The following is a 14,576-nucleotide window of genomic DNA, read 5'->3' on the forward strand; positions in this document are numbered from 1 at the left end:
GGCCCTCGAGCCGGTTTTTTCATGGTCGCGCGACGTCGGCCCGAGGCCGCGCGCCGCGCGCGGAGCAGGCCGTCAGGCCGGCTTGCCCCAGCTGTCGCGCAGCCCGACGATCCGGTTGAACACCGGCTTGCCCGGTTTCGAATCGACGCGGTCGGCAACGAAGTAGCCGTGCCGCTCGAACTGCAGGCGCGTTTCCGGCGCGATGTCGCTGTTGCCCGGCTCGACGTACGCTTGCACGATCTTCTTCGAATCGGGGTTCAGCGCCTCGAGGAAGTTCGCACCGCCCGCGTCCGGATGCGGCTCCTTGAACAGGCGGTCGTAGATCCGCACTTCGGCCGGCTGCGCATGCTTCGCGCTGACCCAGTGGATGTTGCCCTTGACCTTGTACGTGTTCGCGCCGTCGGTGCCCGACTTGCTGTCCGGGAAGTAGTTGCAGTGCACGGCCGTCACGTTGCCGTCGGCATCCTTGTCGAAGCCCGTGCACTCGATCACGTAGCCGTAGCGCAGGCGCACCTTGTTGCCGGGGAACAGGCGGAAATAGCCCTTCGGCGGGTTCTCGACGAAATCCTCGCGCTCGATCCACAGCTCGCGCGAGATCGGGAACGTGCGCACGCCGCGCTCCGGGTGATGCGGATGCACGGGCGCCGTGCACGCTTCTTCCTGGCCTTCCGGATAGTTGTCGATCACGAGCTTCAGCGGATCGAGCACCGCGACCGTGCGCGCGGCCTTGTCGTCGAGGTCGTCGCGCAGCGCGCCCTCGAAGATGCTCATGTCGATCCACGAATCGATCTTCGTCACGCCGATCCGCTCGCAGAACAGGTGGATGCTTTCGGGCGTGAAGCCGCGGCGGCGCACGCCGACGATCGTCGGCATCCGCGGGTCGTCCCAGCCGTCGACGTGGCCTTCGGTCACGAGCTGCAGCAGCTTGCGCTTGCTGGTGATCGCGTACGTGAGGTTCAGCCGCGAGAATTCGATCTGTTGCGGCAGCGGGCGCGTGAACATGCCGGCTTCCGCGAGTTCGTTCAGCACCCAGTCGTACAGCGGGCGGTGATCCTCGAACTCGAGCGTGCACAGCGAATGCGTGATGCCTTCGAGCGCATCCGAGATGCAGTGCGTGTAGTCGTACATCGGATATACGCACCATGCGTCGCCGGTGCGGTAGTGGTGCGCGTAGCGGATCCGGTAGATCACCGGGTCGCGCATGTTCATGTTCGGCGAAGCCATGTCGATCTTCGCGCGCAGCACGTGCTCGCCTTCCTTGAACTCGCCGGCCTTCATGCGGCGGAACAGGTCGAGGTTTTCGTCGGGCGTGCGGTCGCGGAACGGCGACGGCTTGCCGCCTTCCGTCAGCGAGCCGCGGTTCGCGCGCATTTCATCGGCGCTCTGGCTGTCGACGTAGGCCTTGCCGCGCTTGATCAGCAGCTCGGCGAACTCGTACAGCTTGTCGTAGTAGTCGCTCGCGAAATACTGGTGATCGACCGCGTCCTTGCGCCAGTCGAAGCCGAGCCAGCGTACCGCGTCGACGATCGAGTCGACGTATTCGACGCTTTCCTTTTCCGGGTTCGTGTCGTCGAAGCGCAGGTGGCACACGCCGCCGTAGTCGCGCGCGACGCTGAAGTTCAGGCAGATGCTCTTCGCGTGGCCGATGTGCAGATAGCCGTTCGGCTCGGGCGGGAAGCGCGTTTCGACGCGGCCGCCCCATTTGCCGGTGCGGTTGTCGTCGTCGATGATGTTGCGGATGAAATTGGAAGCCGCGGGGGCGTCGTTGCGTTCGGTGCTCATGCGGTTGGCGTCAGGTTGTGTCGGCGCGTCGCGCCGGTTTAATCCTCTAATTCTACCTGACCGGGGTCCGTCCCGCGCGGGTTGCGGGTGAGGGCCGTTGCGTTCGCGATGCGTACCGCAATATCTCGAGTGTGTGTCGGCTGTAACACGACGTAAATCGGATTGCCCGCGCCATTCGGGTTTTCCTATGATGGCTTCACCGAATCAATGCCGCCATTCGCGTAATTGCATGGCGGGAGGAAGCCAATAACCATGATGAAGAAGACCACTTTTCTCGTTCGTACCGCGGTGATCGTCGCGGCGCTGTCGCAACTCGGCGCATGCGCGATGACGCATACGCAACGCAATGCCGGTATCGGCGCGGCCGCGGGCGGCGCGCTCGGCTACCTGATCACGGGCGGCCCGGTCGGCACGGTTGCCGGCGCGGCGGCAGGCGGCCTGGTCGGCGCCGGCGTACGCTGATCGAAGCCGGCGCGCCTGAGCGCCGGCCGGTCGTGACATCGTCCTGAACACGTCACGACCCACCGCACACCCTTCCGGTTTTTTGACAGGCAGCATCAGGGAGAGGAGGGTGTGCGACACTTCGTCGACATCACATAACGACACCATTCGTCGACGAATCCTTTCATGAGCGACCCCCTCGTTTTCGTCCTGCCGGGCTACGGCAATTCCGGCCCGCTTCACTGGCAGAGCCGCTGGGAGCGCGCCGATGCGCGCTTCTCGCGGGTCGCGATGCCCGACTGGGACCGTGCGTTCCGCAATGGCTGGTGTCTCGCGCTCGATCGTGCGGTCGAAGCCGCGCGCGGGCCCGTGCTGATTGCCGGCCACAGCCTCGGCACGCTGACCACCGCGTGGTGGGCGACGCGCTATGCGCGCCCGGCCGCGCTCGCGAAAGTGCGCGGCGCGCTGCTCGTTGCGCTGCCCGATCCCGGCGGCCCGGCGTTTCCGGCCGACGCGCACGGCTTCGGGCCCGTGCCGCACGAGCGGCTGCCGTTTCCGACTTGCGTGGTCGCGAGCAGCGACGATCCGTACGGCTCGCTCGCGTTCGCGCGCGGCTGCGCGCACGCGTGGGGCAGTGAATTTCGCGAGATCGGCCCGCGCGGCCACATCAACGCGGACAGCGGGCTCGGCGACTGGCCGGCCGCACGCGGCTGGCTGGACGCGCTCGCGCGGTAGTCGCCGGTCGGGTAGCCGCCGCCGCGCGAGCCGTTGAAGCGTCCGTTCGTCAGATCGCCTGCTTCGCCTTCAACGCCGCAATCCGCGCGTCGTCGTAACCGAGCATGCCGCGCAGCACGTCGTCGGTTTGCGCGCCGAGCAGCGGCGGGGCCGTGCGCGCGTCGGGCGGCGTCGCGCTCATCCGGATCGGGTTGCGCACGAGCTGCACGTCCGCGCCGCACGGGTGCGGCAGCGACACCTGCATCCCGCGCGCGACGACCTGCTCGTTGTCGAACACCTCGTCGAGATCGTTGATCGGCCCGCACGGCACGCCGGCCGCTTCGAGCACGCCGATCCAGTCGGCCTTGCCGCGCGCCTTCACCATCTCCGCGAGGATCGGCACCAGCGTGTCGCGGTGGCGCACGCGCGACGGGTTCGTCGCGAAGCGCTCGTCGTCGGCCAGTTCGGGCCGGCCGCCGGCCTCGACGAACTTGCGGAACTGCCCGTCGTTGCCGACCGCGACGATGATCCACCCGTCGCTGGTCTGGAACGTCTGGTACGGCACGATGTTCGGATGCGCGTTGCCCCAGCGCGCCGGCGGCTTGCCGCTCGCGAGGAAGTTGGTGTTCATGTTCGCGAGCAGCGCGACCTGCACGTCGAGCAGCGCCATGTCGATGTACTGGCCTTCGCCGGTGCGGTCGCGGTGCGCGAGCGCGGCGAGCACGGCGATCGTCGAGTAGAGGCCGGTCGCGAGATCGGCGATCGCGACGCCGGCCTTCTGCGGGCCGCCGCCCGGCTCGCCGTCGCGCTCGCCGGTGATGCTCATGAAGCCGCCGATCCCCTGCACGATGAAGTCGTAGCCCGCGCGGTGCGCATACGGGCCCGTCTGGCCGAAGCCGGTGACCGAGCAGTAGACGAGATCGGGCTTCACCGCGCGCAGCGATTCGTAATCGAGCCCGTATTTCTTCAACTGGCCGACCTTGTAGTTCTCGAGCACGACGTCGCTTTGCGCGGCGAGTTCGCGCACGATCTGCTGGCCTTCGGGCGTCGCGATGTCGATCGTCACCGAGCGCTTGTTGCGGTTCGCCGCGAGGTAGTACGCGGCCTCGGCGGTATCCGCGCCGTCCGCGTCCTTCAGGTACGGCGGCCCCCAGTGGCGCGTGTCGTCGCCGGCGCCCGGGCGCTCGACCTTGATCACGTCCGCGCCGAAATCGGCAAGGGTCTGCGCGCACCACGGGCCCGCGAGCACGCGGGTGAGGTCCAGCACGCGGATATGGCTCAGGGCACCCATCGTCGAATCGTCTCCTTTCATGGCTGGCCTCCGTTGCTCGGCAAGGCCGATTGGCATGCCGAGCATCTTAAGGCGAATCGGCCGCGCGGGTGGCCTGGAGCCCGTTATTAGCGGGAACAGGCTCCGGCCGGGCCGGCCGGATGGCCGAGCCGCTTTGCCGGCGCTTTGCCCGGAAGCCGGCCCCGATCCCGTATAATCGATCGTTTCCGAATCCATGCCGCCGCGCGTCCCGCCAAGGGCGCCGGCGTTTGAAGCCGTCTTTGCCAGACTGTCCCCGCACGCCATGAAAGCTGCCGAAATCCGCGAGAAATTCCTCAAATTCTTCGAATCGAAGGGCCATACGATCGTCCGCTCGTCGAGCCTCGTGCCCGGTAACGACCCCACGCTGATGTTCACGAACTCGGGCATGGTCCAGTTCAAGGACGTCTTCCTCGGCACGGACCCGCGCCCGTATTCGCGCGCCACGACGGCGCAGCGCAGCGTGCGCGCGGGCGGCAAGCACAACGACCTCGAAAACGTCGGCTACACGGCGCGCCACCACACGTTCTTCGAGATGCTCGGCAACTTCTCGTTCGGCGACTACTTCAAGCACGACGCGATCCGCTTCGCGTGGGAGCTGCTGACCACGGTCTACCAGCTGCCTAAGGAAAAGCTGTGGGTCACCGTCTACCAGGAAGACGACGAGGCGTACGACATCTGGGCGAAGGAAGTCGGCGTGCCGGCCGAGCGCATCATCCGGATCGGCGACAACAAGGGCGCACGCTACGCGTCGGACAACTTCTGGACGATGGGCGACACGGGCCCGTGCGGCCCGTGCACGGAAATCTTCTACGACCACGGCCCGGACGTGTGGGGCGGCCCGCCGGGGTCGCCTGAAGAAGACGGCGACCGCTACATCGAGATCTGGAACCTCGTGTTCATGCAGTTCAACCGCGACGCGCAGGGCAACATGACGCGCCTGCCGAAGCAGTCGGTCGATACCGGCATGGGCCTCGAGCGCCTCGCCGCGGTGCTGCAGCACGTGCACAGCAACTACGAGATCGACCTGTTCCAGAACCTGATCAAGGCCGCCGCGCGCGTGACCGAGATCAGCGACCTCACCAACAACTCGCTGAAGGTGATCGCCGATCACATCCGCGCATGCTCGTTCCTGATCGTCGACGGCGTGATTCCCGGCAACGAAGGCCGCGGCTACGTGCTGCGCCGGATCGTGCGCCGCGCGATCCGCCACGGCTACAAGCTCGGCCGCAAGGGTTCGTTCTTCCACAAGCTGGTGGCCGACCTCGTCGCCGAGATGGGCGTCGCGTATCCGGAGCTGAAGGAAGCCGAGCAGCGCGTGACCGACGTGCTGCGCCAGGAAGAAGAGCGCTTCTTCGAGACGATCGAGCACGGGATGTCGATCCTCGAGGGCGCGCTGGCCGACGTCGAGGCGAAGGGCGGCAAGATGCTCGACGGCGAACTCGCGTTCAAGCTGCACGATACCTACGGCTTCCCGCTCGACCTCACGGCCGACGTGTGCCGCGAGCGCGGGATGACGGTCGACGAGCCGGCGTTCGACGACGCGATGGCGCGCCAGCGCGAGCAGGCGCGCGCGGCCGGCAAGTTCAAGGCCACGCAGGGCCTCGAATACACGGGCGCGAAGACCACCTTCCACGGCTACGAGGAAATCGCGTTCGACGATGCGAAGGTCGTCGCGCTGTACGTCGACGGTTCGTCGGTCAACGAAGTGAAGGCCGGCCAGGATGCGGTCGTCGTGCTCGACCACACGCCGTTCTACGCGGAATCGGGCGGCCAGGTCGGCGACCAGGGCGTGCTCGCGAATGCGTCGACGCGCTTCGCGGTGGCCGACACGCTGAAGGTGCAGGCCGACGTGGTCGGCCACCACGGCTCGCTCGAGCAGGGCACGCTGAAGGTCGGCGACGTGCTGCGCGCGGAAATCGACGCGCACCGCCGCGCACGCACGCAGCGCAACCACTCGGCCACCCACCTGATGCACAAGGCGCTGCGCGAAGTGCTCGGCGCGCACGTGCAGCAGAAGGGTTCGCTGGTCGACGCGGAAAAAACCCGTTTCGACTTCGCGCACAACGCGCCGATGACGGACGATGAAATCCGTCGCGTCGAGCAGATCGTCAACAACGAAATCCTCGCGAACGCGCCGGGCATCGTGCGCGTGATGCCGTACGACGAAGCGGTGAAGGGCGGCGCGATGGCGCTGTTCGGCGAGAAGTACGGCGATGAAGTGCGCGTGCTCGATCTCGGCTTTTCGCGCGAACTGTGCGGCGGCACGCACGTGCACCGCACCGGCGACATCGGCTTCTTCAAGATCGTCGTCGAAGGCGGCGTCGCGGCCGGCATCCGCCGCGTCGAGGCGATCACCGGCGACAACGCGGTGCGTTTCGTGCAGGATCTCGACGCGCGCGTGAACGAAGCGGCGGCCGCGCTGAAGGCGCAGCCGTCGGAGCTCACGCAGCGCATCGCGCAGGTGCAGGACCAGGTGAAGTCGCTCGAGAAGGAACTGGGCGCGCTGAAGTCGAAGCTCGCATCGAGCCAGGGCGACGAGCTTGCGCAGCAGGCCGTCGAAATCGGCGGCGTGTACGTGCTGGCCGCGACGCTCGACGGCGCCGATGCGAAGACGCTGCGTGAAACGGTCGACAAGCTGAAGGACAAGCTGAAGAGCGCGGCGATCGTGCTGGCGGCAGTCGAAGGCGGCAAGGTCAGCCTGATCGCGGGCGTCACGCCCGACGCGAGCAAGAAGGTCAAGGCTGGCGAGCTCGTGAACTTCGTTGCGCAGCAGGTCGGCGGCAAGGGCGGCGGCCGTCCGGACATGGCGCAGGCAGGCGGCACCGAGCCGGCCAACCTGCCGGGCGCGCTGGCTGGCGTCAAGGGCTGGGTCGAAGAGCGTCTTTGATCGGGCCTGGCCTGCGCGGCGCCCGCGAGGGCGGAGCGCAGGCCGGCACCGCGCGGTTCTTTCGACGGAATCGCATGAAACGACCCGATCGGCATGGGTGCCGGTCGGGTCGTTTTGCGTTTACGCGCGGTGCGAGGGGGCGATCCGCCACCATGCGTGACGCACGAACGGTTGCCCGGCACGCAAACGGACGGTGCGCGAGTTCGCCGTCGCGTGTCCGTTGGCGGATCGCTTCAGGCCGGTTGCGCCACGCGCGGTTTCCGCGGTTTCTGTACTGCGTCCGGCTGCCGCGCGGCCTCCCCGAGCGCGTCGCGCAGCGCGGCGAGCGCCGCCGACGCATAACCTTGCCGCCACGCCAACAGCGTATCGATCCCTTCGAATTCCGGAATCGCATGCGCGGTGATGTGGTCGGTTTCCGGCTGCAGGTCGAGCACCGAGCGCGGCGCGACCGCGATGCCCGCGCCGGCCGCGACGCACGCGACGATCGCGTGATACGAGCCGAGTTCGAGCACGCGCGCCGGCTTCATCCCGTGCGCCGCATACCACTGCTCGACGTACTTCCGATACGTGCAGCCGCGCTCGAACGCGATCAGCGTCGGTAGTATCACGTCGCGCGGCGTGCGCACCGGCGGATGGCCGCGCGGCGTGAGCAACACGAGATCCTCGCGGAAGACCGGCACCGTCTCGAACGTATCGGGCAGCGTGTCCGGCGCCGGCGGGCGCGCGAACAGCGCGGCGTCGATCTCGAAGTCGCGCACCTTGCCGATCAGCCAGCCCGTCGTGCCCGTCACGAGCTCGAGCGACACGTCGGGCCATGCGTGGTGATAGCGGGCGAGCACGGTCGGCAGCCGGCTCGCGGCCGTGCTCTCCATCGTGCCGAGCCGTAGCCGCCCACGCGGCGTGTCCTCGCGCACCGCGTCGCGCGCCTCGTCGGCGAGCGCCAGCAGGCGCTCCGCATACGGCAGCAGCGTGTGCCCGGCCGGCGTCAGCACGAGCCGACGGCCGTCGCGCACGAACAGCGCCGCGCCGAGTTCTTCCTCGAGCTGCTTGATGCGCGTCGTGACGTTCGACTGCACGCGATTGAGCTTGGCCGCTGCGCGTGTCACCCCGTTCTCGCGCACGACCGCCCGGAAAATCGCCAGCGCCGCCAGATCCATGATTCTCTCCAAGGGATGGCTGGATTCTCAATTATTCATTTTTCGAGAACGTTTGGTCAAGCTACGATGACGCCATCCCGATCCTCGTCCCGGCCGGCGCATCGCATGCGGCGGCCCGAGCTGCCGCCATGTCCCGTTTCGATGCACCACCCGCCGCCCACGCGCTTTCGTCAGACGAAGCCGACCGCCGCGCCCGTGCGGCCGCGCTGGCCTGCATGGTCGGCCTCGCGGTCGTGCTCGGCGTCGGCCGCTTCGCGTTCACGCCGCTGCTGCCGCTGATGCTCGCCGACGGCTCGATCGGCCTGAAGGCCGGCAGTTGGCTTGCCTCGGCGAATTACGCGGGCTACTTCGCCGGCGCGGTCAGTTGCGCGGTGCTGCGCGTCGCGCCCGCGCGGATGGTCCGCTTCGGGCTCGCGGCCACCGTGCTGCTCACCGCCGCGATGGGTGTCGGGCACATGCTGCCCGTGTGGCTCGCGGTGCGCTTCGTTGCGGGCGTCGTCAGCGCGTGGACGTTCGTGTTCATGTCGCAATGGGGGCTGCGGCGCCTGGCCGAGCTGTACGCGCCCGAGTGGAGCGGGGTGATCTACGCGGGGCCCGGCGTCGGCATCGTGCTGACGGGGTTGATCGGCAGCGCGATGGCCGGTCAGCGCGCGGCGTCGGGCTGGCTCGGCTTCGCGGCGCTGTCGGCCGTGCTGTCGATCGCGATCTGGCGCACCTTTGCCGTCGCGCCGGCGCAGGCCGTACCGGCGGCAGGCGCGGCACCGCATGCGGCTGCCGCAGCTTCGGCAGCCTCCGCGGCGCCCGCCGACGTGCGCCGTCGTCGCGCCGACGCCGCGTGGCTCGTCGTGCTGTACGGGACGCCGGGCTTCGGCTACATCATCACCGCGACGTTCCTGCCCGTGATCGCGCGCGCCGCGCTGCCGGCCGGTTCGCCGTGGCCCGACCTGTTCTGGCCGATGTTCGGCGCGGCGCTGATCGTCGGCGCGATCGCCGCCGCGCGGCTGCCCGGCCACTGGGACAACCGGCTGCTGCTGGCGGCCGGCTGCGCCACGCAGGCGCTCGGTATCGGGGCCGGGATCGTGTGGCCGAACGCGCTCGGCTTCTCGGTCGGCAGCGCGTTGCTCGGCCTGCCGTTTACCGCGATCACGCTGTTCGCGATGCGCGAGGCGCGGCGCCTGCACGGCGAGCGCGCGGCCGGGCTGATGGGTTATGCGACCGCGTCGTACGGGATCGGGCAGATCCTCGGCCCGCTCGTCGCGGCGCCGCTTGCCGCGCGCTTCGGGTCGTTTTCTCCTGCGTTGTGGGTCGCGGTGGCCGCGCTGCTCGCGGGCGCCGCCGGCTTCGCGGCGACTGCCGCCAAGGGCCGCCTGCGACCCTGACGCCGGCGGGGACGGATCGTCTGCGGCACGGGCAAACTCGCTAGAATGAAGCCTTTCCCGCGCCGAGCGGGTGCGCGGGCAGCCGGCAGGCGGCGGTCCGGCGTCCGCCAGATCCCCATCGATGACCACCGCCGACTATCGCTTTTGCCCGCGCTGCGCGAGCCCGCTGACCGAGCGCGCCGATCCCGACCACGAAGGCGGTCGCGTCCGCCAGGCGTGTCCCGACGACACCTGCGGCTATGTTCACTGGAACAACCCGCTGCCCGTCGTCGCCGCGATCGTCGAGCTCGACGGCAAGATCCTGCTCGCGCGCAACGCGGCCTGGCCTGAAGGAATGTTCGCGCTGATCACCGGTTTCCTCGAAAACGGCGAGACACCCGAAGACGGCATCGCGCGCGAGGTGTTCGAGGAAACGGCGCTGAGGGCCGAACACGTGTCGCTCGTCGGCGTCTACGAATTCATCCGCAAGAACGAACTGATCATCGCGTACCACGTGCGCGCGTCGGGCACGGTCGCGCTGTCGCCGGAACTGCTCGAATACCGGCTCGTCGATCCGCCGCTGCTGCGCCCGTGGCGCGCCGGCACCGGCGTCGCGCTCGCCGACTGGATGCGTGCGCGCGGCCTCGATTTCGAATTCGTCGACCGGCCGGGGCAGTGACGGGCCGGCCCGCCCGCAGGGTTTCATCAGCCGCGCCGCGCGCGATCGCGACGCGGCGCTTCGCTTCTTGCCGGCGCGCCGTGCCATACGGTCGTCGCGCTTCGTCTTCATCGCCCCCATCGTCCTGACCGCCATCGCCATGTCCGACAAGCCGCAGCCGCGTTCCCGCGACGCCTACCGCCACTTCCTGCCGATCACGACCCGCTGGATGGACAACGACGTCTACGGGCACGTGAACAATGTCGTCTACTACAGCTACTTCGACACCGTCGTGAACGAGTACCTGATCCGCGCGGGCGTGCTCGACGTCGAGCACGGGCAGACGATCGGGCTGGTCGTCGAGACGCAGTGCAACTACTTCGCGCCGCTCGTGTTTCCGCAGTCGGTCGACGCGGGGCTGCGCGTCGCGAAGCTCGGCACGTCGAGCGTGCGCTACGAGGTCGGGCTGTTCGCGCAAGGCGATGCATCGCCCGCCGCGCAGGGGCATTTCGTGCACGTGTACGTCGATCGCGGCACGCGCCGCCCCGTACCGCTGCCCGACGCGCTGCGCGCCGCGCTCGATCCGCTCGCGGCCTGACGGTTCGCGGTGCACGCGTTCGCGCTCCAGGCCTTCAACGGCCTCAGCTACGGTTTGCTGCTGTTCATGCTGTCGGCGGGCCTCACGCTGATCTTCAGCGTGCAGGGCGTGCTCAACTTCGCGCATGCGAGCTTCTACATGCTCGGCGCGTATGTCGGCTACAGCATCGCGGCCCGCGCGGGTTTCTGGCCTGCGTTCGTGCTTGCGCCGCTCGCGGTCGGGCTGCTCGGCGCCGGCTGCGAACGCTGGCTGCTGCGCCGCGTGCAGGCGCGCGGCCATACGAGCGAGCTGCTGCTGACCTTCGGCCTTGCCTACCTGATCGGCGAGGGCGCGAAACTGCTGTGGGGCCTCGCGCCGCTGCCGGCACCCGTGCCGCCGCTGTTCGACGGCGCGCCCGTGACGGTGTTCGGCCTCGCGTTGCCGCGTTACCGGCTGTTCATGATGGGGATGTCCGCGGCGATGCTGGTCGCGCTCGGCGCGCTGCTGCGCGTGTCGCGCATCGGGCTCGTCGTGCGTGCGGCGCTGACGCATCGCGCGGCCGTCGAGGCGCTCGGCTACGACGTGCCGCGCGTGATGACGGCGCTGTTCGGCGCGGGCACCGCGCTCGCGGCGCTGGCCGGCGTGATCGGCGCGCCGCTCGCGGTGATCGAACCCGCGCTGGCCGAGACTGTCGGGTCGGTGGTGTTCGCGGTCGTCGTGATCGGCGGACTCGGCTCGCTCGGCGGCGCGTTCGCCGCGTCGCTCGCGGTCGGTTTCGCGCAGACCTTTGCGGCCGCGAGCGACACGTCGCTGCGCGACCTCGCGTTATGGACCGGCATCGCGCTGCCCGACAGCGTGGCCGCGGTGTCGATCGCGCAGCTTGCGCCGCTGGTGCCGTACCTGCTGCTCGTCGCGGTGCTGGTCGCACGGCCGCGCGGGCTGTTCGGCGAGCGTGCCGATGCGTAACCGCTCGCTCGCCGGCCTCGCGCGCTGGGCGCTGTTCGTCGCGTGCGTCGCGCTGCCCGCGTGGCTGTGGCCGCACGGCGCGGTGCTCGGCTATCTCGCGCAGACGGCGGCGCTCGTCGTGCTCGCGCTGTCGTACAACCTGCAGCTCGGCACGACCGGGCTGCTGTCGTTCGGGCATGCTGCGTTCGCGGGCCTCGGCGCATTCGCGGCCGCGCACTGGTTCAACCGCTTCGGCGGGCCGCTGCCGCTGCTGCCGCTCGTCGGCGGCGCGGCCGGCGCGGGTTTCGGCTTCGTCGCCGGGCTGCTCGCGACGCGCCGTTCAGGCACCGCGTTCGCGATGATCACGCTCGGGCTCGGCGAATGCGTCGCGGCCGCCGCGTGGAGCGTGCCCGCGTGGTTCGGCGGCATCGGCGGCGTGCCGATCGATCGCGCGAGCGGCACGCCGTGGGGCGGCTGGCATTTCGGTGCGCCGGCGCAGGCGTACGCGGTGATCGCCGCGTGGTGCGTCGTGTCGGCGTTCGCGATGCATGCATTGACGCGCACGCCGCTCGCGCGGCTCGCGAACGCGGTGCGCGACAACCCCGCGCGCGTCGCCGCGCTCGGCACCGATCCGCGCCGCGTGCGGCTTGCGATGGTCACCTGCGCATCGTTCTTCGCGGGCATCGCCGGCACGCTGACGCTGATCGACGTCGAAATAGCGACGCCCGACAGCGTGTCGATGGCACGCTCGGCAACCGTGCTGATCGCCGCGGTGATCGGCGGCACCGGCGCGTTTTTCGGGCCGGCGGCCGGCGCGGCCGTGCTGACCGCGCTGAGCATCGTCGTCGCGGGCGTGTCGCGTGCGTGGGCGCTGTATCTCGGCGTGCTGTTCGTCGTGATCGTCATCGCTGCGCCGCGCGGGATCGCGGGCATCGCGCAAGCGCTTGTGCACGCGTTGCGCCGCGGTGCGCCGGCAGCCGAGCGGTGGCGCCTGTTGTGCGGCGTCGGCGCGTGCGTGTTCTGGGGCGTCGCGATCGTCTGCGCGGCCGAACTCGGTTATGCGTGGCGCTTCGCGCAGGACGACGGTACGGGCCTCGCGTTCGGCGCCTGGAGTATCGACGCCGATACGCCGGCCGGCTGGGCCGTCGCGTGCTCGGCGGCCGGCATCGGCACGCTGCTGTGGGGCTGGCGCGCGCGGTTCGCGCAGGGCGCGCAGTCCGGCAAGTGGGAGAACGGGCGATGAACGGCAACGCGATCGCGCTCCACGGCATCACGCAGCGTTTCGGTGCGCAGACCGTGCTCGACGGCGTCGAGCTGAGTATCGCGGCCGGCGAGCGCCATGCGCTGATCGGGCCGAACGGCGCAGGCAAGTCGACGTTGTTCGGCGTGATCGCAGGCGCGACGCGGCCGACCCGCGGGCGCGTCGTGCTGCACGGCGTCGAGTTGCGCGGGCGCGGGCCGGTCGTCGCGAGCCGTCTCGGCATCGGCCGCAGTTTCCAGCAGACGAGCGCGTTCGCGCGGCTCACCGTATTCGACAACCTGCGCTGCGCGGCGCTGCATGCGCCGGCCGAGCGGCGGCGCTGGTGGAACCGGCTGCGTGAATCGGCGTCGGTCGATCTCGCGGCCGCGCGCGTGCTGCACGACATCGGTCTCGACGCGCGGCGCGACGCGCCGGCTGCCGAACTGAGCTATGCGGAGCAGCGCGCGCTCGATCTCGGGATCGCGCTCGCGAGCGGCGCGCGCACACTGCTGCTCGACGAGCCGACGGCCGGCATGAGCCGCGCGCAGGCGGCACGGATGATCGCACTGATCCGGGCGACGACGCAGGGCCGCACGGTATTGATGATCGAGCACGACATGGATGCGGTGTTCAGCTTCGCCGAACGCATCACGGTGCTCGTGCGCGGCTCGGTGGTCGCGACCGGCGAGCCCGATGCGATCCGCGCCGATCCGGCCGTGCGCGCCGCGTATCTCGGGGAGGGCAGCGTATGACGAACGCACTGCTCGCCATCCGCGACCTGCGTGCGTGGTACGGGATGCAGCCGGTGCTCGACGGCGTCGATCTCGCGCTCGCGCCGGGCGAGACGCTCGCGCTGCTCGGCCGCAACGGCTCGGGGCGCTCGACGCTCGCGAAGGCCGTGATGGGGCTCGTGCGCACGGCCGGCTCGGTGCGCATCGCCGGCGCCGAATGCGCGGGCGCACGCACGTTCGAGATCGCGCGGCGCGGCGTCGCTTACGTTGCCGAAAGCCGCGACGTGTTTCCGTTGCTGACCGTGCGCGACAACCTGAAGCTCGGGTTGCGCGGCACGCGCGGCGCGGCCGAACGCGCGGCGCTCGAACGCCTGTTCGACCGCTTTCCGCTGCTGGCCGCGCGCGCGGACGTGAAAGCCGGGCGGCTGTCGGGCGGCGAGCAGCAGGTGCTCGCGCTGGTCCGTGCGCTCGCCGGCCGCCCGCGCGTGCTGATCGTCGACGAACCGGCCGAAGGGCTCGCGCCGCTCGCGGTCGACGAAGTGGGCGCGTGCCTCGCCGCGCTGCAGGCCGACGGCGTCGCAATCGTGCTGATCGAGCAGCGGCTGCAGTTCGCGCCGCGGCTCGCGCGGCGCGTCGCGGTAATGGGGCGCGGACGGATCGTCTACGACGGTGCGCTCGACGGCCTGGGCGGCGAGGTCGCCAACGCATGGTTGAGCGCCGGCTGACGGCGCTCGACCGATTGTTCGGCTGGCCCCGCCAGACAATTCGCGTCGA

13 protein-coding genes are annotated in these 14,576 nt (G+C 69.8%); 10 read left to right on the top strand and 3 right to left on the bottom strand.

The window, feature by feature from the left end:
• Positions 1-72 precede the first annotated feature (72 nt).
• Positions 73-1,782, bottom strand: coding sequence for a glutamine--tRNA ligase/YqeY domain fusion protein (locus ABD05_RS12825; protein ID WP_047900450.1), 1,710 nt, complete (start codon positions 1,780-1,782; stop codon positions 73-75).
• A 252-nt stretch (positions 1,783-2,034) separates the two neighbouring features.
• Here ABD05_RS12825 and ABD05_RS12830 point away from each other — a divergent pair, with 252 nt between their 5' ends.
• Together ABD05_RS12830 and ABD05_RS12835 are read left to right on the top strand one after the other, a co-directional pair.
• Positions 2,035-2,244 carry an ornithine acetyltransferase gene (locus ABD05_RS12830; RefSeq protein ID WP_006497729.1) on the top strand — a complete coding sequence of 70 codons (210 nt, stop codon included), beginning with the start codon at positions 2,035-2,037 and terminating at the stop codon, positions 2,242-2,244.
• Positions 2,245-2,409: 165 nt separating this feature from the next.
• Positions 2,410-2,958: an RBBP9/YdeN family alpha/beta hydrolase gene (locus ABD05_RS12835; protein WP_047900451.1), complete on the top strand. Its 549-nt coding sequence runs from the start codon at positions 2,410-2,412 to the stop codon at positions 2,956-2,958.
• A gap of 49 nt (positions 2,959-3,007) precedes the next feature.
• On the opposite strand, the gene ABD05_RS12840 is transcribed toward ABD05_RS12835, so the two are convergent.
• Positions 3,008-4,228: a CaiB/BaiF CoA transferase family protein gene (locus ABD05_RS12840; protein WP_047900452.1), complete on the bottom strand. Its 1,221-nt coding sequence runs from the start codon at positions 4,226-4,228 to the stop codon at positions 3,008-3,010.
• Between the two features lie 283 nt (positions 4,229-4,511).
• Here ABD05_RS12840 and alaS point away from each other — a divergent pair, with 283 nt between their 5' ends.
• Positions 4,512-7,136: an alanine--tRNA ligase gene (gene alaS, locus ABD05_RS12845; protein WP_047900453.1), complete on the top strand. Its 2,625-nt coding sequence runs from the start codon at positions 4,512-4,514 to the stop codon at positions 7,134-7,136.
• Positions 7,137-7,369: 233 nt separating this feature from the next.
• Here the strand turns inward: alaS and ABD05_RS12850 are convergent, their stop codons facing one another.
• On the bottom strand, positions 7,370-8,293 hold the full coding sequence (locus ABD05_RS12850; protein ID WP_047900454.1) for a LysR family transcriptional regulator: 924 nt from the start codon (positions 8,291-8,293) through the stop codon (positions 7,370-7,372).
• A gap of 128 nt (positions 8,294-8,421) precedes the next feature.
• Between ABD05_RS12850 and ABD05_RS12855 the strand changes: the two genes are divergently transcribed.
• The 7 genes from ABD05_RS12855 to ABD05_RS12885 all read left to right on the top strand — a co-directional run bounded on the left by ABD05_RS12855 (position 8,422) and on the right by ABD05_RS12885 (position 14,527).
• A complete protein-coding gene (locus tag ABD05_RS12855) occupies positions 8,422-9,672 on the top strand; it encodes a YbfB/YjiJ family MFS transporter (protein ID WP_047900455.1) in 1,251 nt (416 codons plus the stop codon).
• Positions 9,673-9,793: 121 nt separating this feature from the next.
• Entirely contained in the window at positions 9,794-10,330 is a 537-nt protein-coding gene (locus ABD05_RS12860; protein WP_047900456.1) for an NUDIX domain-containing protein, read from the top strand.
• A 139-nt stretch (positions 10,331-10,469) separates the two neighbouring features.
• A complete protein-coding gene (locus ABD05_RS12865) occupies positions 10,470-10,907 on the top strand; it encodes an acyl-CoA thioesterase (RefSeq protein WP_047901196.1) in 438 nt (145 codons plus the stop codon).
• Positions 10,908-10,916: 9 nt separating this feature from the next.
• Positions 10,917-11,852 (top strand): branched-chain amino acid ABC transporter permease, encoded by a 936-nt coding sequence (locus ABD05_RS12870; protein ID WP_047900457.1) that lies wholly within the window; start codon positions 10,917-10,919, stop codon positions 11,850-11,852.
• Positions 11,845-13,074, top strand: a complete 1,230-nt coding sequence (locus ABD05_RS12875) for a branched-chain amino acid ABC transporter permease (protein ID WP_047900458.1) — start codon at positions 11,845-11,847, stop codon at positions 13,072-13,074. Before ABD05_RS12870 ends, ABD05_RS12875 begins: the two co-directional genes overlap by 8 nt.
• On the top strand, positions 13,071-13,823 hold the full coding sequence (locus tag ABD05_RS12880; protein WP_047900459.1) for an ABC transporter ATP-binding protein: 753 nt from the start codon (positions 13,071-13,073) through the stop codon (positions 13,821-13,823). The genes ABD05_RS12875 and ABD05_RS12880 overlap by 4 nt, the downstream gene beginning before the upstream one ends.
• Positions 13,820-14,527, top strand: a complete 708-nt coding sequence (locus ABD05_RS12885) for an ABC transporter ATP-binding protein (protein WP_047900460.1) — start codon at positions 13,820-13,822, stop codon at positions 14,525-14,527. Before ABD05_RS12880 ends, ABD05_RS12885 begins: the two co-directional genes overlap by 4 nt.
• Positions 14,528-14,576 lie beyond the last annotated feature (49 nt).

The sequence above is a fragment of the Burkholderia pyrrocinia genome (genome assembly GCF_001028665.1).
Classification (GTDB): Bacteria; Pseudomonadota; Gammaproteobacteria; order Burkholderiales; family Burkholderiaceae; genus Burkholderia; species Burkholderia pyrrocinia.

Bases quoted from the DNA above. Each gene is read 5' to 3' on its own strand.
- ABD05_RS12880 (WP_047900459.1), top strand. From the start codon at position 13,071: ATGAACGGCAACGCGATCGCGCTCCACGGCATCACGCAGCGTTTCGGT.
- ABD05_RS12830 (WP_006497729.1), top strand. From the start codon at position 2,035: ATGATGAAGAAGACCACTTTTCTCGTTCGTACCGCGGTGATCGTCGCG.
- ABD05_RS12875 (WP_047900458.1), top strand. From the start codon at position 11,845: ATGCGTAACCGCTCGCTCGCCGGCCTCGCGCGCTGGGCGCTGTTCGTC.
- ABD05_RS12825 (WP_047900450.1), bottom strand. From the start codon at position 1,782: ATGAGCACCGAACGCAACGACGCCCCCGCGGCTTCCAATTTCATCCGC.
- ABD05_RS12835 (WP_047900451.1), top strand. From the start codon at position 2,410: ATGAGCGACCCCCTCGTTTTCGTCCTGCCGGGCTACGGCAATTCCGGC.
- alaS (WP_047900453.1), top strand. From the start codon at position 4,512: ATGAAAGCTGCCGAAATCCGCGAGAAATTCCTCAAATTCTTCGAATCG.
- ABD05_RS12855 (WP_047900455.1), top strand. From the start codon at position 8,422: ATGTCCCGTTTCGATGCACCACCCGCCGCCCACGCGCTTTCGTCAGAC.
- ABD05_RS12850 (WP_047900454.1), bottom strand. From the start codon at position 8,293: ATGGATCTGGCGGCGCTGGCGATTTTCCGGGCGGTCGTGCGCGAGAAC.
- ABD05_RS12860 (WP_047900456.1), top strand. From the start codon at position 9,794: ATGACCACCGCCGACTATCGCTTTTGCCCGCGCTGCGCGAGCCCGCTG.
- ABD05_RS12840 (WP_047900452.1), bottom strand. From the start codon at position 4,228: ATGGGTGCCCTGAGCCATATCCGCGTGCTGGACCTCACCCGCGTGCTC.
- ABD05_RS12865 (WP_047901196.1), top strand. From the start codon at position 10,470: ATGTCCGACAAGCCGCAGCCGCGTTCCCGCGACGCCTACCGCCACTTC.
- ABD05_RS12885 (WP_047900460.1), top strand. From the start codon at position 13,820: ATGACGAACGCACTGCTCGCCATCCGCGACCTGCGTGCGTGGTACGGG.